17 protein-coding genes are annotated in these 20795 nt (G+C 72.6%); 7 read left to right on the top strand and 10 right to left on the bottom strand.

Annotation, left to right across the window (positions count from 1 at the left end; genetic code table 11):
- Positions 1-31: 31 nt before the first annotated feature.
- Entirely contained in the window at positions 32-1090 is a 1059-nt protein-coding gene (locus AMY39116_RS0328830; RefSeq protein WP_020421078.1) for a DUF2293 domain-containing protein, read from the bottom strand.
- Positions 1091-1148: 58 nt separating this feature from the next.
- Positions 1149-2078: a hypothetical protein gene (locus tag AMY39116_RS0328825; RefSeq protein WP_027936307.1), complete on the bottom strand. Its 930-nt coding sequence runs from the start codon at positions 2076-2078 to the stop codon at positions 1149-1151.
- Positions 2079-2332: 254 nt separating this feature from the next.
- On the opposite strand from AMY39116_RS0328825, the gene AMY39116_RS47640 reads away from it, so the two are divergent.
- Positions 2333-3784: a DUF4192 family protein gene (locus AMY39116_RS47640; RefSeq protein WP_020421076.1), complete on the top strand. Its 1452-nt coding sequence runs from the start codon at positions 2333-2335 to the stop codon at positions 3782-3784.
- 329 nt (positions 3785-4113) lie between these two features.
- Here the strand turns inward: AMY39116_RS47640 and galE are convergent, their stop codons facing one another.
- The 3 genes from galE to AMY39116_RS0328800 form a co-directional block, all read right to left on the bottom strand.
- Complete coding sequence (galE, locus tag AMY39116_RS0328810) at positions 4114-5103, bottom strand: UDP-glucose 4-epimerase GalE (protein ID WP_020421074.1); 990 nt, start codon at positions 5101-5103, stop codon at positions 4114-4116.
- 94 nt (positions 5104-5197) lie between these two features.
- Positions 5198-6370, bottom strand: coding sequence for a galactokinase (gene galK, locus AMY39116_RS0328805; protein WP_020421073.1), 1173 nt, complete (start codon positions 6368-6370; stop codon positions 5198-5200).
- On the bottom strand, positions 6367-7062 hold the full coding sequence (locus AMY39116_RS0328800) for a metal-dependent transcriptional regulator (RefSeq protein WP_020421072.1): 696 nt from the start codon (positions 7060-7062) through the stop codon (positions 6367-6369). Before AMY39116_RS0328800 ends, galK begins: the two co-directional genes overlap by 4 nt.
- 104 nt (positions 7063-7166) lie before the next feature.
- Here AMY39116_RS0328800 and AMY39116_RS0328795 point away from each other — a divergent pair, with 104 nt between their 5' ends.
- Together AMY39116_RS0328795 and AMY39116_RS43680 are read left to right on the top strand one after the other, a co-directional pair.
- Positions 7167-8336 (top strand): acetoin utilization protein AcuC, encoded by a 1170-nt coding sequence (locus AMY39116_RS0328795; RefSeq protein WP_020421071.1) that lies wholly within the window; start codon positions 7167-7169, stop codon positions 8334-8336.
- A 766-nt stretch (positions 8337-9102) separates the two neighbouring features.
- Positions 9103-11730, top strand: a complete 2628-nt coding sequence (locus AMY39116_RS43680) for a bifunctional GNAT family N-acetyltransferase/acetate--CoA ligase family protein (protein ID WP_051123617.1) — start codon at positions 9103-9105, stop codon at positions 11728-11730.
- A gap of 146 nt (positions 11731-11876) precedes the next feature.
- Here AMY39116_RS43680 and AMY39116_RS0328785 read toward each other — a convergent pair whose 3' ends face one another.
- From AMY39116_RS0328785 to AMY39116_RS0328765, 5 genes are all read right to left on the bottom strand, one after another.
- Positions 11877-12206: a DUF1330 domain-containing protein gene (locus AMY39116_RS0328785; RefSeq protein ID WP_020421069.1), complete on the bottom strand. Its 330-nt coding sequence runs from the start codon at positions 12204-12206 to the stop codon at positions 11877-11879.
- 132 nt (positions 12207-12338) lie between these two features.
- A complete protein-coding gene (locus AMY39116_RS0328780) occupies positions 12339-13466 on the bottom strand; it encodes a hypothetical protein (protein WP_020421068.1) in 1128 nt (375 codons plus the stop codon).
- Positions 13466-15001, bottom strand: a complete 1536-nt coding sequence (locus AMY39116_RS0328775; protein ID WP_020421067.1) for a long-chain-fatty-acid--CoA ligase — start codon at positions 14999-15001, stop codon at positions 13466-13468. Before AMY39116_RS0328775 ends, AMY39116_RS0328780 begins: the two co-directional genes overlap by 1 nt.
- Entirely contained in the window at positions 14998-16038 is a 1041-nt protein-coding gene (locus AMY39116_RS0328770; protein ID WP_020421066.1) for an acyl-CoA dehydrogenase family protein, read from the bottom strand. Before AMY39116_RS0328770 ends, AMY39116_RS0328775 begins: the two co-directional genes overlap by 4 nt.
- 10 nt (positions 16039-16048) lie before the next feature.
- The gene (locus AMY39116_RS0328765) at positions 16049-17230 is read right to left on the bottom strand and encodes an acyl-CoA dehydrogenase family protein (protein WP_020421065.1); all 1182 of its coding nucleotides are present in this window, start codon (positions 17228-17230) and stop codon (positions 16049-16051) included.
- 105 nt (positions 17231-17335) lie between these two features.
- Between AMY39116_RS0328765 and AMY39116_RS0328760 the strand changes: the two genes are divergently transcribed.
- From AMY39116_RS0328760 to AMY39116_RS0328745, 4 genes are all read left to right on the top strand, one after another.
- Positions 17336-17527: a ferredoxin gene (locus tag AMY39116_RS0328760; protein ID WP_020421064.1), complete on the top strand. Its 192-nt coding sequence runs from the start codon at positions 17336-17338 to the stop codon at positions 17525-17527.
- Between the two features lie 62 nt (positions 17528-17589).
- Entirely contained in the window at positions 17590-18471 is an 882-nt protein-coding gene (locus AMY39116_RS0328755) for a 3-oxoacyl-ACP reductase (RefSeq protein ID WP_020421063.1), read from the top strand.
- Positions 18468-19982 carry an aldehyde dehydrogenase gene (locus tag AMY39116_RS0328750; RefSeq protein WP_020421062.1) on the top strand — a complete coding sequence of 505 codons (1515 nt, stop codon included), beginning with the start codon at positions 18468-18470 and terminating at the stop codon, positions 19980-19982. The genes AMY39116_RS0328755 and AMY39116_RS0328750 overlap by 4 nt, the downstream gene beginning before the upstream one ends.
- A complete protein-coding gene (locus AMY39116_RS0328745) occupies positions 19982-20743 on the top strand; it encodes a glucose 1-dehydrogenase (protein WP_020421061.1) in 762 nt (253 codons plus the stop codon). Before AMY39116_RS0328750 ends, AMY39116_RS0328745 begins: the two co-directional genes overlap by 1 nt.
- Positions 20744-20795 lie beyond the last annotated feature (52 nt).

Raw genomic sequence — 20795 nt, 5'->3', positions numbered from 1 at the left:
CTCGCCGGACCGCCTTTCCCACCATCGCGGTTCACCCGGCTGAAGGCTGGGTCCACCCCTCCAGCACCCGGTCCAGATCCGCCCGGATCCGCTCCCGGGCGTCCGCGCGCGGCACGCCGTCCATGAGCAACCGGTCATAGGCGGTGTCGAGGTGCCGCACCGAGGCGATCACCGCGAGCCGCACGGCTTCCTCGTCGAGCGCCCGCCCGGCCGCGGACCGCCCGACGCGCCCGCTGCCCCGGGTCCCCGCGTGCTCGGCGATCGACTGAGCCCGCTCGGCCGGGCAGCCCGGGTACAACCGGCGGACGACCTCGGCGAAGGCGGCCTGGAACTCGACGTCCTGCGCGACCCGGCGGTGCGCGTCCCGTTCCCGCCGCCGGGCGCGGACGTCCTCGTCGGCGAGGCACTGCTGTTCGGCGCGTTCGAGCGCGGCTTCTTCGACGAGGATCCCTTGCCGCTCATGGCGTTTGCGCCGCCGGTTGAAGCGCAGGACCAGCACGGCGAGGGTGCTCTCCTGCTTCGCGCGGCGGGACAGCGCGGCGTTGCCCGCCGGCAGGAAAACGAGGTGGTCGAAGTCCGCGCAGGCGAGGCACAGGTGGCCGTCGCCCTCGGGCAGGTGCAGGTCCCCGGCCGCGCCACGGGTCGCGCAGCAAGCGCAGGTCCAGACGTTGCCTGCGGTGGTCACGGCGAGGTCCGGCGCCTTGTTCTGCCGTTCGGTGAGGCGGGCGCGTTGCTTGTCCGTCAGTCCCGGGGCCAGCCAATGCGTGCGGCACAGGCGATCGAGCGCGTCGTCGTCGGTGAACCGCAGGTCGCGGCGATCCCGGGTGCCCGCGACGTAAGCGCTGTCGGACGGGCTCAGCCCGTTGGCTCTGGCCCAGCTGCCCAGGCACTCCAGGGCTTCGGCGATGCGCGTGTCGTCGACGGGAAGTTCCTTGGCGAGGGGGCTGAACCGCCCGCGGCGCCACTCTTCGACGCGGGCGGGATGCACCCAGCCGAGTGCGGTGAACACCTCGACGGGAGCGACGTACTTGCGCTGGGCGAGCGCGGCACCCGCCACGGAGGCGACGCGGTTGTGCAGTTTGCCGGCCATCGGCCCGGGAGTCTAATCGCGGCACCTGCGGCCACGGCGGTGGCAGCTCGGTCCCGGGTCAGGGCAACTCGCTCACCGTCGGCCGCAGGGCGCTGATCCCGGCCGTCAGCGCGGCGCGTCCCTCGCCGAAGCTCGTTCCCAGCGGAAGTTCGGTCAGCAGCACCGCGACGTAGCGGTAGCCCGGCCCGACGAGCCCGGTCGTGTTCAGCACGACGGCCCGGCTGATCTCCATCCAGCCCTGCTTGACCGCGCGCGGCAGTCCCGGCAGGCCGTCCGGGATGCCGAAGTACTGCGGGAACCCGTCCGCGGCCGGGGTCCGGATCGCCGCCAGCCCGTCGAGGATCGGCTGCCGCGCCTCGGGCGGCACCTCGGTGGCCAGGTAGCGGTAGATCGCCACCAGGTCGTTCGGGGTCGTCCTGGTCATCTCCCACTGGTCGGAAATCCGTGGCGGCTGCGTGTTCTCCAGATTCATCAGATCAGCCATCCGCGTGATGATCGATCCGCGTCCGCCCGAGTTCCAGAACGATTCGGCGGCGCCGTCGTCGCTGAGCGACAGCATCTCGACGATGCGCTCCCGCTGCGCGTCGCTCGGGGCGTGCCAGCCGCCGGTGTGCAGGACGTCGAGCGCCATCAGGAGCTTGACCACCGATGCCGTGTAGAACTGCCGGTCGCCGTTCGCGGAGGCCAGCAGTTCGCCGGTGGCCGTGTCGTACAGGGCGAGGCCGACGGTGGTCCCGGACACCTCGTGGGTGACCGCGCCGGTCGCGGCGGCGGCGAGACGCGTGCGCTCGTCGGCGGCCAGCGTCGAGTGCGTGGTGCTGACCGATGTGGCCGACGGTGCCGTGCTGGTCGACGGCAGCGCGCTGGGCGCCGCGACGGGCACCGAAGCGGTGTCCGCCTTGCCGATGGTCAGCGAGGTGACGACCACGGCCGTGGCCACTCCCGCGCCCACCCCGGCGAACACGACGCGCCATTTCATGCCCCGCATAACGTCCACCTAATCGGAATCGTGCCCCGCGGAGGTAACCGTACGGTAAAACCACGCGACCTCATGTCGATCTTCGTCAGGTCGGGTGGAATCTACTGTGGACCAAAAGAACCGGGCCGTGCACCCTACTCCACACCCCTGACAGGAATGCGCCACCGGCCCGCGCGGGCGGGAAGTTGTCCACATCGTCCTGAACCATCCACAGAATCCCGTTCTGTTTCGGGAACACTGGTTTTCTGCCCCATAGTGGTTCCATGACTTCCACGACCACCAACACCGGCACGGACGGCCGGATCACCGTCCGCATCTCCGACCCCGGCGAGCTGATCGCCGCGGTGCCGCACCTGCTGACGTACCGGCCCGGCCCGTCCGTCGTGCTGCTCAACCACGGCGGCCGGGAACGCATGATCACGCCGGTGATCCGCGCGGATCTGCCCGACGAGACGTGCGAGCCGGACATGGCCGGTGATCTCGTGCGCGCCGTGCTCCGACATCCCGGCGCCGGGGTGACGGTCGTGATCATCGGCCGCCACCCCGGCCACCGGGCGCCGCCGGGCCGGTTGCCGCACCACGGCTTGGCCCTCCGGTTGACGTCCGCGTTCAGGAACGCCGGACGCCCGGTCGATCACGCCCTGTGGGTCCCGGAGATCCGCGGCGGAGCACGGTGGCGGTGCTACCACGAGAGGTGCCTGCGGGGCGTGCTGCCGGACGACCGGGAAACCGTGCTGGCCGCCACGATGGCGACGAGTGGCCAAGTGACGTACGGCAGCCGCGAGGAGATGGCACGCCTGCTCGACCCCGACGACCCAGCCGCCATCACCCGACGGCAACACATGCTGGACGAAGCGATCGACAACGGACTGACGAGACCGAGCCCCACTGGGCCGGCGAGCAAGGCACAGCAGCCCACGGCGGCCAATCCCAACAAGGCAACGCACGGCGCCGCACTGGGTGCGTTCACCGAGGCAAAGTCGGCTGCGCCGACCGCCAAGGGCGGCGCCGCACCGGGCCGGTGCGGCGAAGCGGAGTCAGCCGAGCCCGCCGCGGGCGGCCCAGCTGGTTGGCACGCCGCGATGGGCGGTGCCGAACCGGGCTGGTGCGGCGAAGCGGAGTCGGCCGAGCCCGCCGCGGGCGGCCCAGCGGGTTGGCAGGCCGCGATGGGCGGTGCTGCACCGGGCCGGTGCGGCGAAGCGGAGTCGGCCGAGCCCGCCGCGGGCGGCCCAGCGGGTTGGCACGCCGCGATGGGCGGTGCCGCACCGGGCTGGTTCGGCGAGGCGCAGTCGGCCGAGCACCTCGCCGTCGTCCGCGCCGCCCTGGCACGGGCCGTCGCGGGCGACTTCGACCTGAGCGACGACGACGTGGTGTCCCTGGCGATGGCCCTGTCCGACCTGACCGTGCGCGACCGTTGCCTCACGACGGCCGACCCGCCCGGCGAACCCCCGTCCACCGCCGCCGAACGGCTGTGGCTCGAACTCGTGCGCCGCACCCCGATGCCGGAACGCGCCGAGCCGGCCGTGCTGCTCGGCTACTCGGCCTACCGCCGCGGGGACGGCGTCCTGGCTGCCCTGGCGTTCGACAACGCACTGGCCGCCCACCCCGGCCACCGCCTCGCGGAGCTCCTCCGGATCTGCCTGAGCCACCAACTCCCGCCCGACACACTCCGCCGCCTGAGCGACTGCCAGGAAGGAGGCCTCATGCCCAGCTGACCCGGCCCGCGCGCCACCGGAGGCCCAGCGGGCGCATGAGGGTGGAGGGAGCGGCTCCCGCAGGCGTCCGTCGCGGCAGGACCAGCCGGTGCGAGGCACCTCAACGGCCGCGCGGACTCCCGGTCGGCACCGGCCGCAGACCGAGCCTCGACCGGCGCGGGCCGCGCCGACCACGCTCGATCGGGACCGGCCGCGCCGACCACGCCTGGATCGGCACCGGCCGCGCCGACCACGCCCCGATCGGCACGGGCCGCACCGACCACGCCTCGACCGGCGCCGGCCCACCCACCGAGAGGACCAGCCCCCGAGAGGACCAGCCCCCGAGGGGGTCAGCCTCCGAGTGCCTTGCGCTCCTGCGTGAAGCGCCAGGCGTCGCGGACGATGCCTTCCAGGTCGGCGCGCTCGGGCTTCCAGCCGAGCTCCTCGCGGGCCCGGTCGCTGGCCGCCACCAGGATCGCGGGGTCGCCGGCGCGGCGCGGCGCCACCTCGGCCGGGATCGGGTGCCCGGTCACGGCGCGGCACGCCTCGATGACCTGGCGCACGGAGAACCCGGTGCCGTTGCCCAGGTTGTAGATCCGGTGTTCACCGGCCCGCGCGTGCGTCAGCGCGAGCAGGTGGGCGTCGGCGAGGTCGGCCACGTGGATGTAGTCGCGAACGGCCGTGCCGTCGTCGGTGGGGTAGTCCTCGCCGAAGATGCCGATGTGCGGGCGGTCCCCGGTGGCCACCTGCAGCACCAGCGGGATCAGGTGCGTCTCGGTGGTGTGCCGCTCCCCGTAGCGGCCGTACGCGCCGGCGACGTTGAAGTACCGCAGGCTCACGGCAGCCAGCCCGTGCGCCCGCGCGTAGCTGGTGATCGCGTGGTCGATGGCCAGCTTCGACGCACCGTAGGTGTTGGTCGGCATCGTGGGCGCGGTCTCCGGGATCGGGCTGCGCTCCGGCTCACCGTAGGTGGCCGCCGTGGAGGAGAAGACCAGGCGGGGCGTGCCGTGCGCGCGCATCGCGTCCAGCAGACGAATGGAGGTGATCACGTTCCCGTGCCAGTACTTGGCCGGGTCCTGCATCGACTCGCCGACGAGGGACTTCGCCGCGAAGTGCAGCACGCCGTCGAAGCCCTCGCCGAGCAGGGACGCCGTCGCGTCGGCGGCGTCGCCCTCGACGAAGCGCGCGCCGTCGGGGACGGCGTCCGCGTGGCCGGTGGACAGGTCGTCCACGACGACGACCTCGTGCCCGGCCTCCAGCAGACGGGCCGTGCAGACGCTGCCGACGTAACCGGCACCGCCCGTGACGATCAGCTTGAGGCGCGAGGAGTCGGAAGCCATGGTCTCGTCGGAAGCCTTTCTCGAGAACGAAAAGGAGGTGTCGCCAGTGTGGACCAGCAACCTGTGAGCCACGCACAGGTCCGGCCCCGCCGAATCACAGCTCGTCGCGTCCCGCACCGGGGGACGGGACCGCCACGAAGGCACGCGGCGCGCGGTAGCCCGCGCGGTCGAAGGCCTCCGTGACCGCCGCCTCCACGGTGTCCACAGCGGACTCGGGCACGAGGGCGATCGCGGTGCCGCCGAACCCGCCGCCGGTCATCCGCGCGCCGAGGGCGCCGTTGGCTTCGGCGACCTCCACGGCGAGGTCCAGTTCCGGGCAGGAGATCCGGTAGTCGTCACGCATGCTGGCGTGCGAAGCGGTCAGCAGCGGGCCGATGTCGCCGATCCGCCCGTCCCGGAGCAGCGCGACGACGTCGAGCACGCGCTGGTTCTCCGTCACGACGTGGCGGACGAGCGGGCCGAGCTCGGCGGGCAGCTGCGCGAGCGCGCCGTCCAGGTCGCCGGGGTCCACGTCCCGCAACGCCTTGACGCCGAGCAGGTCGGCCGCGCGTTCGGTGCCCTTGCGGCGCTCGCCGTAGCCGCCCTCGCTGTGGGCGTGCTTGACGCGTGTGTCGATGGCCAGGATGCGCAGGCCCGCGGCCGCGGCGTCGAACGGCACCTGTTCCATCTCGCCGGAGCGGACGTCGAGGAACAGCACGTGACCGTCCACGCAGCACAGCGACGCGGTCTGGTCGAGCACGCCGGTCGGGGCGCCGACGAAGTCGTTCTCCGCGCGCTGGGCCCAGCGGGCGATCTCGGCGCGCCGCTCCAGGCCCGGGTCGTCTTCACCGGCCAGCCCGAGCAGGGCCAGCGCCACCGCGCACTCCAGCGCGGCGGAGGAGGACAGCCCGGCGCCGGTGGGGACGTCACCGGCCAGCACGACGTCGGCGCCGCGCTCGACACCGTGGTCGCGCAGCACCCACGCCACCCCGGCCGGGTACGCGGCCCAGCCGTCGACACCACCGGGACGCAGATCGGGGATCGCGACGGGCTCGGCTTGCTGGATGCGCCCGTCGGAGCCGAGCGTGGACACGGTGAGGACCTGGTCGGCGCGCGGGGACGCGGCGGCGGCCAGCCGGTGCGGCAGGGCGAACGGCAGCACGAAACCGTCGTTGTAGTCGGTGTGCTCGCCGATCAGGTTGACCCGGCCCGGCGCGGACCACACCCCGGCCGGGGACCGCCCGTGCACGGACCGGAACGCCTCCGCGGCCTCGCTCGCGGAGCTCACTTGGCCTGCGCCAGAACCGCGTGCAGCACCGACATGGGCACCTGGACCGCGCCGAGCTCGCCGGTCAGCTCCGCGGTGCCGCCGCCGTCCGCGCGGCGCACCGAAACGACGCTGCCGGGGGCGACTCCCGCCTTCTTCAGGTCGACCATCAGCTTCTCGTCGAGCTGGATGTGCTCGGCGAGGCGCCGGATCTCCGCCTTGCCGCCGCCGGAGCGCGCGAAGTCGTCCAGCCGCACCAGGTCGGCCTCGGCGGGCGGCGCGGGCAGCCCGCCCTCCCCGAGCTTGTCCAGACCAGGGATCGGGTTGCCGTAGGGCGAGGTGGTCGGGTGGTCGAGCAGCCGGACCAGCTTGCGCTCCACCGCCTCGCTCATGACGTGCTCCCAGTGGCAGGCCTCGGTGTGCACGTGCTCCCACTCCAGCCCGATCACGTCGAGCAGCAGCCGCTCCGCGAGGCGGTGCTTGCGCATGACGGCGATGGCGAGTTCCCGGCCGTGGTCGGTGAGCTGCAGGTGGCGGTCGTCGGCGACGCGCACCAGCCCGTCGCGTTCCATGCGGGCCACCGTCTGGCTGACTGTCGGACCGCTCTGCTGCAGCCGCTCGGCGATGCGGGCGCGCAGCGGTACGACACCTTCCTCTTCGAGCTCGAAGATGGTCTTCAAGTACATCTCTGTGGTGTCGATGAGATCGTTCACGATGTCCCCTTCGTCCGCGACAATCCATGGTAGTCGTTCCGGGCGACGGTCACCCCAGGTGACCGGGAGGATAATCCCGCTCCTCACGGCTACCATCGGACGTCATGCAGCCCGCCGTCGTCTGGGATCCCGCCCTCCTCGGTTACGACCTCGGCGGTGAGCACCCGTTCAACCCGGTCCGGCTCGACCTCACCGTGCGGCTCGCCACTGAGCTGGGGGTCCTCGACGGCGTGGAACTGCTCGTGCCCGAGCCCGCCACCGATACCGAGTTGTACCGCATCCACGCTGAGGAGTACCTGGCGGCGGTCAAGCTCGCGCCGACCGCGGGCTGGGACGTCGGCCACGGCCTCGGCACCGCCGACAACCCGGTGTTCAGCGACATGCACGACGCCTCCGCGCTGGTGGTCGGCTCGACCCTGCTCGGGGCGCGCAAGATCGCCGACGGCGAGGCGCGGCGCGCGGTGAACATCGCAGGTGGCCTCCACCACGCGATGCGCGACCACGCCGCCGGGTTCTGCGTCTACAACGACTGCGCGGTGGCCATCTCCTGGCTGCTCGACCACGGTTTCGACCGCATCGCCTACGTCGACACCGACGTCCACCACGGCGACGGCGTGCAGGCCGCCTTCTACGGCGACCCCCGTGTGCTCACGGTCTCGCTGCACCAGCACCCGTTCACGCTGTGGCCGGGCACCGGGTACAGCGCCGAGACCGGATCCGGCGAGGCCGAGGGCACGTCGGTGAACGTGCCGCTGCCGCCGGGCACCCGCGACGCCGGCTGGCTGCGTGCCTTCCACGCGGTCGTGCCGTCCCTGCTGGAGGTGTTCCGGCCGCAGATCCTGGTCACCCAGTGTGGTGTCGACTCCCACGAGGAGGACCCGCTCGCGGACCTCGCGCTCTCGGTCGACGGCCACCGGACCATCTACGCTACTCTCCGTGACCTCGCTGAGCGTCACGCCGAGGGCCGGTGGCTGGCCGTCGGCGGCGGCGGGTACCAGCTGATCCGGGTCGTGCCGCGCTCGTGGACGCACCTCATGGCGACGGTCCTCGACCGCGACGTGAAGCCCGAGACGCCGCTGCCGCCGAACTGGGTCAACACGGTCCTGCGGGCCGCGCCGAGCGCCGAACTGCCCCCGGAGATGACCGACGGCCGGGACACCACGTTCCGCTCCTGGGGGGACGGGGCGGACGACCCGGTCGACGTCGCGATCCGGGACACGCGCCGCGCGTTGTTCCCGCTGCACGGCCTGGACCCGGACGACCCGAGGGACTGACCCGACCGATCCGAGGAATCGACGTGAGATGAGCAGGACCGACAAGCCCGGCGGACCACACGAGGACGAGCCCCGCGGAGCCGCACCGGCCGGCAGGCCCGTTCAGGGGGTTGGCGCGCCGGGAGCGGAGAGCCCGGAGGGCGGCCTCGGCGCGGCGGCGGGTGCCGGCGGACAGGCCGCTGCCGGCCAGGATCGGGGCGGCAGCGCGGGTGGCGAGCACGCCGCTCGTGGCGGCTCGGGGTCGGGCGGCGGTGTGGGCAGTGTCGGTCGTGGCGAGGCCGCCGGTGGTGAGCGAGCGGCCGGTGGCGAGGCCCCCGGTGGTGGGCAGGCCGAAGGTGGCGGCTCGGGGCTGGGCGGCGGTGTAGATCAGGAGCAGGTGGGTGGCGCTGGCGTGGGCAGTGATCAGGGCAGTGCGGGCGGCAGCGGGCAGCAGGAGCAGCTGACCGGTGCCGGTGAGCGTGGGGGCGCGGGGCAGGCGCAGGTGGGCGGTGCTGGTGAGCGTGGGGGCGCGGGGCGGGCGCAGGTGGGCGGTGCCGGCGAAAGCGGCAGTACTGGCCGCGGTGGTGCTGGTGAGCGAAGCGGCGCCGGCGAGCGCGGCGGTGCCGGCGAGCGCGGTGCTGCCGGCGCGTCCAGCGATGCCGGCCAGGAGCCGGCCAGCACCGGCGCCGGTCCCGGGCAGGCGGCCGGCGCGGGTGACGGGGCGAACCGGGAGAAGCACGGGCCCCGCGATCCCTTCGACTATCCCCGCCACTGGGAGGCCGACGTTCTGCTCAGCGACGGCGGCACCGTCCACTTGCGACCCATCGTCCCCAGTGACGCCGACGCCCTCGTCACCTTTCACGGCAAGCTTTCCGAGCGCACCCGGTACCTCCGCTACTTCGGCGCCTACCCGCGCATCCCGCAGCGGGACCTCGAACGGTTCTCCGTCGTCGACCACCACGACCGCGTGGCGTTCGTCGCCCTGCTCGGGGACGACATCATCGCCGTGGGGCGGTATGAGCGGCTCGGCGACGGGCCCTCGGCCGAGGTGGCGTTCGTCGTGGACGACGCGCACCAGGGGCGCGGCGTCGGGTCGATCCTGCTGGAGCACCTGGCCGCCGCCGCGTCCGAGAGCGGCCTGCGCCGGTTCGTCGCCGAGGTCCTCGCCGAGAACGCGGCCATGGTGCGCGTCTTCCGCGACGCCGGCTACCAGGTGAGCCGCGCCATCGAGGAGGGCGTGCTGCACCTGGAGTTCGACATCGACCCCACCGAGGAGTCCCTCGCCGTCGCCCGCGCACGCGAACAGGCCGCCGAGGCGCGCAGCGTCTACAACCTCCTCCACCCGCGCTCCGTCGCGGTCATCGGCGCCTCGGCCGACCCCACGAAGGTCGGCTACTCGGTCCTGTCCAACCTGCTCGCCGCGGACTTCGCGGGCACCGTCTACCCGGTCAACCCGGAGCACCGCTCGGTGCGCGGCGTGCGTGCGTATCCGTCCGTTGTGGACATCCCGGACCCGGTGGACCTCGCCGTCGTCGCGGTGCCCGCGGACCAGGTCGAGTCCGTGTTGGACGGTGCGCTCGCCAAGGGCGTCAAGACCTTGCTGATCGTCACCGCCGGTTTCGGCGAAGCCGGCCCGCACGGGCTGCACGCCGAGCTGCGCCTCGTCGGCGAAGCACGCGCGCACGGCATGCGCGTGGTCGGCCCCAACGCCCTCGGTGTGCTCAACACCGATCCGGCGGTCCGGCTCAACGCCACCCTCGCCCCGCGCCTGCCCAAGCGTGGCCGCGCCGGCTTCTTCTGCCAGTCCGGCGCCCTGGGCACCGCGATCCTCGCCGACGCCGAAGCACGCGGCCTCGGCCTGTCGACGTTCGTCTCCGCGGGCAACCGCGCCGACGTCTCCGGCAACGACCTGCTGCAGTACTGGGAGACCGACACCAGCACCGACCTCGTCCTGCTCTACCTCGAATCGTTCGGCAACCCGCGCAAGTTCGCCCGCCTCGCGCGGCGACTCGGGCGCAGCAAGCCGATCGTCGCGGTGAAATCCGGGCGGCACGCCGTCCGTCCGCAGCTGGCCGCGACGTCCGCCGAGGTCGACGAGTCGAGCGTGCAGGCCCTGTTCGAGCAGGCCGGTGTGGTGCGGGTGGAGACGCTGGCGCAGCTGTTCGACACCGCGCTCGTGTTCGCCCACCAGCCGCTGCCCGCCGGTCCGCGGATCGGGATCGTCGGTAACTCCAGCGCGATCGGCCTGCTCGCCGCCGACACGGCCCGCGCGCAGGGGCTGCGCCTGGCGTTCGACCCCGTGGACGTCGGGCCGCAGGCCGGTCCGGACGACTTCGCCGCGGCGGTGCGGGAGGCGCTGAACAACCCGGAGACCGACGCGCTGGTCGCGGTGTTCGTGCCGCCGCTGTCGATCCCGGGCAGCACGTACGCGCGGGCCCTGCGCGAGGCGGCTCAGGAGCTGGACCAGGGCAAACCGATCGTGTCGACGTTCCTCGCCGCCGAGGGCGTGCCGGACGAGCTGGCCGTGCCCGGCCCGGACGGCGCACCGGGACGCGGGTCGATCCCGTCGTACCCCAGCCCGGAGCGCGCGGTGAACGCGCTGGCGAAGGTCGTGCGGTACGCGGCGTGGCGGCAGCGGCCGCAGGGCACGCTGATCCGCCCCGACGGCCTGCACGTCGAGCAGGCCGAGCAGGTCGTGCGGGAGATCCTGGCAGGCGGCGACAAGAACGTGGTGCTCGAGGACGCCGACATCGTGCGGCTGCTCGGGTGCTACGGCATCGACGTGGTGCCGTTCCGGATGGTGTCGAGCGCCGAGGCCGCGGTCCAAGCCGCGGAGGAGCTCGGCTACCCGGTGACGGTGAAGGCAGTGGACGAACGCCTGCGCGGACGGCCGGACCTCGCGGGCGTGCGGCTGGACCTGGCGTCGCCCGACGCGGTGCGGCGCGGGTACGAGGACCTGAGCGAGGTGTCCGGCGAGCGGGACGTCTACGTGCAGAAGATGGCGCCGAAGGGCATCTCGTGCCTGATCGGGCTGCAGGACGACCCGTCGTTCGGCAGCCTGGTGTCGTTCGGGTTGTCCGGGCTGGTGAGCACGCTGCTGGGGGACCGGGCGTACCGGGCGGTGCCGCTGACCGACGTGGACGCCGCCACGCTCATCCGCGAGCCGAAGAGCGCCCCGCTGCTGACCGGCTACCGCGGCGACGAACCCGCGGACCTCGCGGCGCTGCAGGACATGGTGCTGAGGGTGGCGGCGCTGGCGGAGGACCACCCGGAGGTGCGGGCGCTGACGCTGGACCCGGTGATGGCCTCGCCGGAAGGTGCTTTCGTCGCCAACGCGCGCATCGTGCTCGGCCCGCCGCCCGCCCGGCCGGACACCGGGCCACGAAGGCTGCGCCCGATCAACGCGACGTTCTGACCTGCTGCGGTGGTGGGCCGGCATCGGTGGGAGGGCTGGGGCCGGCGGCTGCGGGCAGGTGATGTGGCGGTGGCCGGTGCGTGCGGCGGGCTGGGGGTGATACCGCGCTGCTGTGCGGTGCGTCCGGGGTGGGTCGCCGGGAGCGGTTACTCCGCGGCCTTGAGGATCGGGCGCAGGTCGTCCAGGCGGTCGAACAGGTGCCAGACGTAGGAGGACGTCCCGTTTTCCCGGTGGGGGTGGAGGTCGGCCAGGGCCGGGTCGTCGCGGTAGCTCTCGAATGCCTCCGGGGAGTCCCACTCGACCAGGATCATCACCTGGCGCGGGGCGATGTCCCCGGTCGCGGCCTCGCGGAACTTGCCCAGTGCCACGACCCGGCCGCCGTGGGCGGCGACTTCCGCGGCCGACCGGCGCGAGTACGCCAGGTACTCCGCGCGGTCGGCGACGTCGAACAGGTTCAGCGCGTACACCTTGCCCATGCCGGCCACTCTACGGCCGCGCAGCCACCACGCCAGGACTCGCGGAGTCAGCGCTACGGCCGCGCAGCCTCCACGGCTCACGGGGCAGCTCCACGGCGCGCCGTCACCACACCACGGCTCGCGGTGTCAGCGCTACGGCCGCACCGCCAACACCGACCGGCTTCCGGGGTACTCCGTCAGCGTCCACAGCTGGTCGGCCGGCCCCCGGTAGCTCAGGTCCTCGTTGCCGGCCGGGAAGACGCCCGCCTTCTGCGTGGGCCCGGACGACGCCGTGAACGTCCACAGCGAGCCCCGGCTGCCCGAACCCGCGCTGGCGGACACGTAGAACGTCCCGTCGATCGCTGTCGCGCCTTGCATGCTCTTGATGCCCACCCGGTAGGCCTCCGTGGCGTGCGTGTAGCCGTCGGCGGACTCGGCGAACTTGCGGTCCGTGTAGTCGATCGGGAAGCGCACCACCCGCGTGCCCGTGCCGTCCGCGTTGTACTCCGGCACCACCACGCTGTCCGGCGAGCTCGTCCGGTCCAGCGACGCCGCCGAGAACCGCAGCTCGGTCACCCCACTGGCCGCCGAGTCGGCGAAGCGCAGCGCCTGCGGCAGCACGTACGCGTAGTCGTGCGCCTCGTACGTGCCGTCCGCCTGCCGTCCGATCGCCGCGCTGTCGCCGGTCCGCACCTGCCAGATGTGCCGCAGGTCGAAGGCCCGGAACCCGCCCGACGTGTCGGCCACGTACAGGTAGTACCCGTACAGGAAGATCCCGCCCGCGTGCACGGTCACCGCCCGGAAGTCCGGCTGCCCGGCCGAATTCGTGTACGGCTCGACCAGCAGCACGTGCCGGTACTTCAGAGTCGAGTAGTCCACGAACGAGACCCGCACACCCTTGTTCGTCCCGGACCCGGCGTAGTACCAGCTCGCCAGCACCGCCGTGCGGCCCTCGTACAACCCGTCCCCGTACGCGTCGGCCGTCGTGGTGACGCCCTGCGGGTACCAGTCGGTCGTGTCGTTGTCGCCGGAGTTCCAGCAGAACGCCGCCACCTGGCCCGTCGCGCCCGGGTCGCACGACGACGCGCTGCGGTTGGCGCTGTCGAGCACCGCGGAGAACGACACCGTCGGCAGCACCCCGTCCAGCGCGCTGATCACGGAGTTGTAAGCGCTTTCCTTCAGCCGGAAGTCGCTCGCGGTCAGCTTGACCGGGGCGGCGTTCGCGACCGGGGTGACGAAGACGGTCAGAAGGACGGCCAGGACCGCGGCGAACCTGCGCATCAGCCCACCGTAGGCACCGCAGGTGTCGGCGAGTAGACGCTTTCCTTGCCACGACGCGACCACACCGGATCGGAACACCGCGTCCCCTCCGCCGCCAGCCGCCGTTTCACGATCTTGTACGTGGCTGTCCGCGGGAGTTCGTTGACAAGGCGCACGAACCGTGGCAGCTGCTTCGGCCCGAGGTCCGGTTGCGCGGCCAGGAACTCCCCGAACTCCTCGGGCGACAGCGGACCCGACAGCACCAGCGCGGCCATCACCTGGTCGCCCACCGCCGGATCCGGCACCGCGTACACCGCCGCCTCCGCGATCGCCGGGTGCCGCAGCAGGACCCGCTCGATGGGCGCGGTGCCGAGGTTCTCGCCGTCGACCCGCAGCCAGTCCCCGAGCCGCCCGGCGAAGAAGCAGAACCCGTTCTCGTCCACGTACGCCAGGTCGCCGGTGTGGTACCGCCCGTCGCGGAGCCGCTCGGCGTCCGCCTCGGGGTTCTTGTAGTAGCCCGCGAACGCCCCCGCACCGGCGGTGTTCACCAGCTCCCCGACCACGCCGGGCGGGCACACCGAGCCGGTCTCCGGGGCCAGCACCGCGACCCCATCCGGCAACGGCCCGAGCGACCCCGGTGGCGTTTCCGGCGTCCGCGCGAACCCGATCCCGCCCTCGGTCGAGCCGAACGCGTCCACCACGTGGCAGCCGAACCGGCGGCCGAACTCGGCCAGGTCCGCCTCCGCGCCCTCGTTGCCGTACACGATCCGCAGCGGGTTGTCCGCGTCGTCCGGCGACTCGGGCGTCGCCAGGACGTAGGACAGCGGCTTGCCCACGTAGTTCGCGTAGGTGGCGCCGAACCGCCGCACGTCGGGCAGGAAACCGGACGCGGAGAACCGCCGCCGCATCGCCAGCGTCGCGCCCGCGGCGAGCCCGACCGACCAGCCGGCCATGATCGCGTTGGAGTGGAACATCGGCATCGAGAGGTACACGCAGTCCGAACCGGACAGTCCGAAGCGGGAGGCCAGCATCTGCCCGGGGAAGGCGATCTTCTCGTGCGTGCACCGCACCGCCTTGGGGTCGCCGCTGGTGCCGGAGGTGAAGATGAGCATCAGCAGGTCCGCGGGCGTCGCGGGCACCGGGGACAGCGGCGAGCCCGCGCAGGAATCCAGCAACGCGGCCCACTCCGGCCCGTCCAGGTCCAGCACCGGCACGTCCACGCCGTCCAGCAACGCCGCGTGCCGCCCCTCGGTCAGCACCAGCTGGCAGTCGGCGAGCCGGATGTCCCGCTCCAGCGCCGCGCCCCGGCGCGTCGGGTTCAGCCCGACCAGCACCGACCCCGCGAACGCGCACCCGCCGAGCAGGAACGAGAACGACGGCACGTTGTCCGCCAGCACACCCACGTGCTTCACCGGCCCGGTCAGCAACGAACGCAGCACCGCCGCGTGGTCGGCGCACTGCTGCACGTGCTCCCGCCAGGTCCACGCCGAGTCCTCGAACCGCAGGCCGGGGCCGTCGTCCGCGGCACGCGCCAGCAGCATCTCGGTGACCGTCATGACGTCGCGAGCAGGTCGCCCAGCACGCGCAGCTGCGCCGTCGCCCCGCCGAGGGCGAACTCCAGCCGCTTGGCCGCCACGAAGTAACGGTGCAACTCGTGGTCGGTGTCGATGCCGACCCCGCCGTGGACGTGGACGGCGGTGTGCGCGACGCGGTGCCCGGCCTCGGCCGCCCAGTACTTCGCCGTCGCGACCTCCGGCCCCGCGGGCAGCCCCTCCGACAGGCGCCACGCGGCTTGCCACAGCGTCAGCCGCACGGCTTCGACGTCGATATAGGCGTCCGCTAGCCGCTGCCGCACCGCCTGGAAGGCACCGATCGCGTGCCCGAACTGCTCGCGCTGGCGCGCGTACTCCGCGGTGCGGTGCAACGCGCTCTCCAGCACACCGAGCTGCTGCGCACACAACCCGACCGTGGCGTGCTCGACCACGGACACCTCCGGCAACCGCGAAGCCGGGACCCCGTTCAGCTCGACCAGCCCGGCGTCGGCGTGGTCCACCACGCTCTGCGGCCGCACCCCGTCCGCGGCGGCCACGAACACCGCCGTCCCCTCGGGCGTGTGCGCGGGCACGACCAGCGCGTCGGCGAACGCGGCGAACGGCACCGCCGTCTGCGCGCCCGAGACCCGCCAGCCCCCGCCGTCCGGTTCCGCCGTGAAACCGCACGGCGCGCCCGCGTCCGGCAGCGCCAGCGCCAGCACCGCCTGACCACGCACCGCCGGCACGACCCACTGCTCGATCAGCCGCCCGTCTCCGGACCCGGCGATCGCGGACGCGGCCACCACGGTCGGCAGGTACGGGACCTCGGCGACCGCACGGCCGACCTCGGTCAGCACCGCGCACTGCCCGAGCAGCCCGAGGCCGCCGCCGCCGACCGCGGTGGGCAGCGCCGCGTCGATCACCCCGGCGCGCGCCAGCTCCTGCCACACCGCGCGGTCGAACCCGCCCTCGCCGTGCGGGCTCGCCGAAGCGCGCTCGGACAGGATGCGGCCGGCGAGCGCGGCCAGTTCGGTGACGTCCGCACTCAACGCGAAGTCCACGGGTTCCTCCTCAGCGGGTCACGGGCAGGGACAGGGCGGTCGCCGCGATCAGGTCGCGCTGGATCTCGTTCGTGCCGCCGCCGAAGGTCAGGATCAGCGCCGAGCGGTGGGCGCGTTCCAGCCGTCCGCGCAGCACGGCGCCGGGGGAGCCGGCACGCACCACCGCGCCCGGCCCGACGACCTCCATCAGCAGCCGGTACGCCTCGATCGCCAGCTCGGTGCCGAACACCTTCGTCGCCGAGGCCTCCGCCGCGCCCAGCTCGTCCGAACCCGCGGCCCAGGCGATCCGCCAGTTGCGCAGCTTGAGGTACTCGGCGTGGGCGTGCACGCGGGCCAGGTGCGTCCGGACCCACTCGGCGTCGATGACCCGGCTGCCGTCCGGCTGCTTGGTCTCCTGCGCCCACCTGCGCACCTCGTCCAGCGCGGAGATGATCGGCGCGGCCGAGGTCAGCGCCACGCGCTCGTGGTTGAGCTGGTTGGTGATGAGCGGCCAGCCCGCGTTCTCGTGGGCGATCCGGGCGGACACCGGCACGCGCACGTCGTCGTAGTAGGTCGCGCTCGTGCCCGGCCCGGCGACGGTGCGCACCTTCGTCCACGAGAAGCCGGGCGCGTCGGTCGGCACCACCAGGATGCTCAGCCCCTTGTGCCGTTTCGCGTCCGGATCGGTGCGCGCGGCCAGCCACACGTAGTCGGCGTACTCGATCAGGCTCGTCCACATCTTCTGGCCGTTGACGACGTAGGAGTCGCCGTCCCGGACCGCGCGGGTGCGCAGCGACGCCAGGTCGGTGCCCGCCTCCGGCTCCGAGTAGCCGATCGAGAAGTGCAGCTCGCCGCCGGCGATGCGGGGCAGGTAGAACGCCTTCTGCTCCGGCGTGCCGAACCGCATGATCGTGGGCCCGATCGTGTTGACCGTCAGGAACGGCACCGGCACCCCGGCCACGGCCGCCTCGTCGGTGAAGACGAGCTGGTCGAGCATGGGCCTGGCCTGCCCGCCCCACTCCTCCGGCCACCCGATCGCGAGCCAGCCGTCCCGGCCCAGCTCGCGCACGATCTCCTTGTAGGCCTTGCCATCCCCGTACTCGCCGCCGTCCCCGGCCAGCGCCTCGCGCCGCTCCGGGGTCATCAGCTTCGCGAAGTAGTCGCGCAGCTCGTCGCGCAGCCGGTCCTGCTCGGGCGTGTAGCTGATCCGCATGCGTCACCTCCGGCCCGCCCGGTCGTTGCTGGAAGCAGACCGGTCCGTGGCGCTAGTCTAGAACACGTTCTATTTCTATCAGCTCCGCAGCCGAGGAGGAAAGCCATGGAGGTCGCCGTCGACCGGTCGCTGTGCGAGGCGAACGAGGTGTGCATCGGGTTCGCGCCCGCCGTCTTCGAGCTGGACGACGACGAGGAGTTGCGCATCAGTCACCCGTCGGTGCCCGAATCAGAAGTAGAACGTGTTTCGCAGGCAATCGCGGCTTGTCCGAAGAATGCGCTGTTCATCGTGGAGTAAACGGCAGAAACTGGGGGTTGTCCGGGACGAGAACAGATTCTAGTCTGACCGTCGTGGAAGGTATGCGGGAACCGCGGGTGGCCATCGTGACCGGCGCCGGGGCGGGACTGGGCCGGGCGGAGGCGCTGGCGCTGGCCCGTTCGGGCGCCTCGGTCGTCCTCAACGACGTCACGGAGGCCGCGAAGACCGTCGTCGAGGAGATCGAGGCCGAGGGCGGCCGGGCGCTGCCCGTCACCGGGGACGTGGGCGAGCGCGCCACCGCCGACGCCCTCGTCGAAGCCGCGCTCGACCACTTCGGCGGGCTGCACGTCGTCGTCAACAACGCCGGGGTGCTGCGCGACCGGATGCTGTTCTCGATGTCCGACGAGGAGTGGGACGCCGTGATCCGGGTGCACCTGCGCGGGCATTTCCTGTTGTCCCGCAACGCGACCGCGCACTGGCGCGCCCAGTCCAAGGCCACCGGCGCGCCGGTGTTCGCGCGGATCATCAACACCGCCTCCGAGGCGTTCCTCGTCGGATCCGCCGGGCAGCCCAACTACGCGGCCGCCAAGGCCGGCATCGTGGGCCTCACCGTCGCCGCTGCCCGGGGCGCCGCGCGGTACGGGGTGCGGGCCAACGCCATCTGTCCCCGCGCGCGCACCGCCATGACCGCCGCGGTCTTCGGCGACGCGCCGGACGGCGGCGTCGATCCGCTGTCGGTGGACCACGTCGCCCCGTTCGTCGCGTTCCTCGCCTCGGAGCGGGCCGAACGCATCAACGGCCAGGTGTTCGTCGTGCACGGCGGCATGGTCGCGCTGCTGAAACCACCCGCCGTCGAGCAGCGGTTCGACACCGCCGGTCCGCTGTGGACGGCCGGCGAGCTCGCGGCCACCGTGGGCGCCCACTTCGACGACCGAGACCCCGACACCATGTTCGCCGCCACCGAGATCCTGGAGCTCCCATGACACTCACCGTGCAGCCGCACCGCGAATCCGTCGGCCTCAAGACCGGTCAGCTCTACCTCGACGGCCAGTGGGGCCCCGGCACCGGCGGCGACTCCTGGACCCACCTGCACCCGGCGACCGGTGAGGAGATCGGCGAGTTCGCCATCGCCACCGAGGCCGACGTCGACGCCGCGGTCGCCTCGGCCCGCGTGGCGTTCGAGTCGGGCACCTGGTCGAACTCCCGCGCGAGCACACGTGTCGCGGTTCTGCACCGGTACGCGGACCTCCTGCGCGAGCACGCCGAGGAGCTGCGGTCGTTGCAGGCGCTGGACAACTCGGTGCCGCTGTCGTTCAGCAGCACGATCTACGCGACCTCGGTCGGCGCCGCGGCGGACGTGTTCGACCACCACGCGGGCTGGGTCGACAAGCTCGGCGGCGAGACCCTGACGCCGTACCAGGGCGGCGACCACCTGGCGATGACCTTCCGCGAGCCGATCGGCGTGGTCGCGGCGATCCTGCCGTGGAACGCGCCGTTCCTGCTGTTCGCGCAGAAGGTCGCCCCGGCGCTCGCGGCCGGGTGCACCATCGTGCTCAAACCTTCGGAGTACTGCACGTTCACCGTGCTGCGCATGGTCGAGCTGCTCGTCGAAGCCGGGCTGCCCGCCGGCACGCTCAACGTCGTCACCGGCCCCGGCGACCCGGTCGGCGAAGCGCTGATCACCCACCCCGGGGTGGACAAGGTCAGCTTCACCGGCAGCCGCGCGGTGGGCAAGCACATCGTCGAGGCGTCCGCGGGCACGCTCAAGCGGGTCTCGCTCGAACTCGGCGGCAAGAGCCCGGCGCTGGTGTTCGCCGACGCGCCCAACGTCGCGCTGGCCGCCGCGACCGTCGTCGGCGCGGTCACGATGGGTCTGTCCGGCCAGGCGTGCGTCGCCAACACCCGGGCGCTGGTGCACCGCGACGTCTATGACGAGTTCCTCGGCGCCGCGCAGGGCATGGCGCAGGCGATGACCTACGGCGACCCGTTCGACCCCGGGGTCATGGCGAGCCCGCTGATCAACGCCAAGCAGCTGGAACGGGTGCTCGGCTACATCGAGAAGGGCAAGGCCGAGGGCGCCCGGCTGGTCACCGGCGGCGAGCGGCTCGGCGGCGACCTGGCGAACGGCAACTTCGTCGGCCCGACCATCTTCGCCGACGTGGACAACCACGCCACCATCGCGCAGGAGGAGATCTTCGGCCCGGTGCTCGCGGTCGTCCCGTTCACCGACGAGGACGAGGCCGTGCGCTTGGCCAACGACACCGAGTACGGCCTCGGCGCAGGCCTGTTCACCGCCGACGTCCAGCGCGCCTTCCGCGTGTCGCGCAAGCTGCGGGCCGGCACGATCGGCATCAACGGTTTCCAGATCGAGCCGCACCTGCCCTTCGGTGGGTTCAAGCAGTCCGGGCTCGGCCGCGAGGGCGGCAAGTCCTCCATCGAGGCCTACACCGAGCTCAAGTCGGTGTACCTGCCGCTGACCGACGAGATGATGTGATGGGACGCCTCGACGGGAAGACCGCGCTGATCACCGGCGCGGCCAGGGGACAGGGCGCGGCCGCGGCCCGCCGGTTCACCGCGGAGGGCGCGAAGGTGATGGTCGCCGACGTCGCCGACGACGACGGCAAGGCTCTCGCCGACGAGATCGGCGCGGTCTACCAGCACCTCGACGTCTCGCGCGAGGACGACTGGGCCGCCGCGGTGCAGCGCGCCGAGGACGAGTTCGGCGGCCTCACCGTGCTGGTGAACAACGCGGGAATCCTGCACTTCTCGGAGCTGGCGCACACGTCACTGGCCGATTACGAACGCGTCATCGGCATCAACCAGATCGGGGCGTTTCTCGGCATGCGCTCGGTCGTTGAACCGATGACGCGGGCCGGTGGCGGCTCGATCATCAACGTGTCCTCTGTGGAGGGTCTGGCCGGCATGCCGTTCCTCGTCGCCTACACCGCGAGCAAGTTCGCGATCCGGGGGATGACGAAGGTGGCCGCGCTGGAGCTGGGGCGCAAGGGGATCCGGGTCAATTCGGTCCATCCCGGCATGATCGACACGCAGATGGTCGCCGACGCCGCGGGCGGGGCGGAGATCGACATGGCCTGGGTCGGCAAGAAGGTCGCGCTGGGACGCGTCGGCAAGCCCGAGGAGATCGCGCAGCTCGCGGTGTTCCTGGCCAGTGACGAGAGTTCCTACTGCACGGGCGGGGAGTTCGTCGCCGACGGCGGGGCCACGGCTACCCATGCCCTCAATCTGCAGGGGTGATCGACTTCACGGGAATACGAAGTAAACACCGCTAACGCAAAGCGGTTTCCCG

The sequence above is a fragment of the Amycolatopsis sp. ATCC 39116 genome (assembly GCF_000231075.2).
Classification (GTDB): Bacteria; Actinomycetota; Actinomycetes; order Mycobacteriales; family Pseudonocardiaceae; genus Amycolatopsis_E; species Amycolatopsis_E tucumanensis.
This window is presented reverse-complemented; position numbering and strand designations above follow the sequence as displayed.

What these genes read in the sequence shown, in the direction of transcription:
- AMY39116_RS0328760 (WP_020421064.1), top strand. Translation starts at nt 17,336, where the DNA reads ATGGAGGTCGCCGTCGACCGGTCGCTGTGCGAGGCGAACGAGGTGTGC.
- AMY39116_RS0328765 (WP_020421065.1), bottom strand. Translation starts at nt 17,230, where the DNA reads ATGCGGATCAGCTACACGCCCGAGCAGGACCGGCTGCGCGACGAGCTG.
- AMY39116_RS47640 (WP_020421076.1), top strand. Translation starts at nt 2,333, where the DNA reads ATGACTTCCACGACCACCAACACCGGCACGGACGGCCGGATCACCGTC.
- AMY39116_RS0328795 (WP_020421071.1), top strand. Translation starts at nt 7,167, where the DNA reads ATGCAGCCCGCCGTCGTCTGGGATCCCGCCCTCCTCGGTTACGACCTC.
- AMY39116_RS0328780 (WP_020421068.1), bottom strand. Translation starts at nt 13,466, where the DNA reads ATGCGCAGGTTCGCCGCGGTCCTGGCCGTCCTTCTGACCGTCTTCGTC.
- AMY39116_RS0328750 (WP_020421062.1), top strand. Translation starts at nt 18,468, where the DNA reads ATGACACTCACCGTGCAGCCGCACCGCGAATCCGTCGGCCTCAAGACC.
- AMY39116_RS0328825 (WP_027936307.1), bottom strand. Translation starts at nt 2,078, where the DNA reads ATGCGGGGCATGAAATGGCGCGTCGTGTTCGCCGGGGTGGGCGCGGGA.
- AMY39116_RS0328775 (WP_020421067.1), bottom strand. Translation starts at nt 15,001, where the DNA reads ATGACGGTCACCGAGATGCTGCTGGCGCGTGCCGCGGACGACGGCCCC.
- AMY39116_RS0328785 (WP_020421069.1), bottom strand. Translation starts at nt 12,206, where the DNA reads ATGGGCAAGGTGTACGCGCTGAACCTGTTCGACGTCGCCGACCGCGCG.
- AMY39116_RS0328755 (WP_020421063.1), top strand. Translation starts at nt 17,590, where the DNA reads ATGCGGGAACCGCGGGTGGCCATCGTGACCGGCGCCGGGGCGGGACTG.
- AMY39116_RS0328745 (WP_020421061.1), top strand. Translation starts at nt 19,982, where the DNA reads ATGGGACGCCTCGACGGGAAGACCGCGCTGATCACCGGCGCGGCCAGG.
- AMY39116_RS0328830 (WP_020421078.1), bottom strand. Translation starts at nt 1,090, where the DNA reads ATGGCCGGCAAACTGCACAACCGCGTCGCCTCCGTGGCGGGTGCCGCG.
- galE (WP_020421074.1), bottom strand. Translation starts at nt 5,103, where the DNA reads ATGGCTTCCGACTCCTCGCGCCTCAAGCTGATCGTCACGGGCGGTGCC.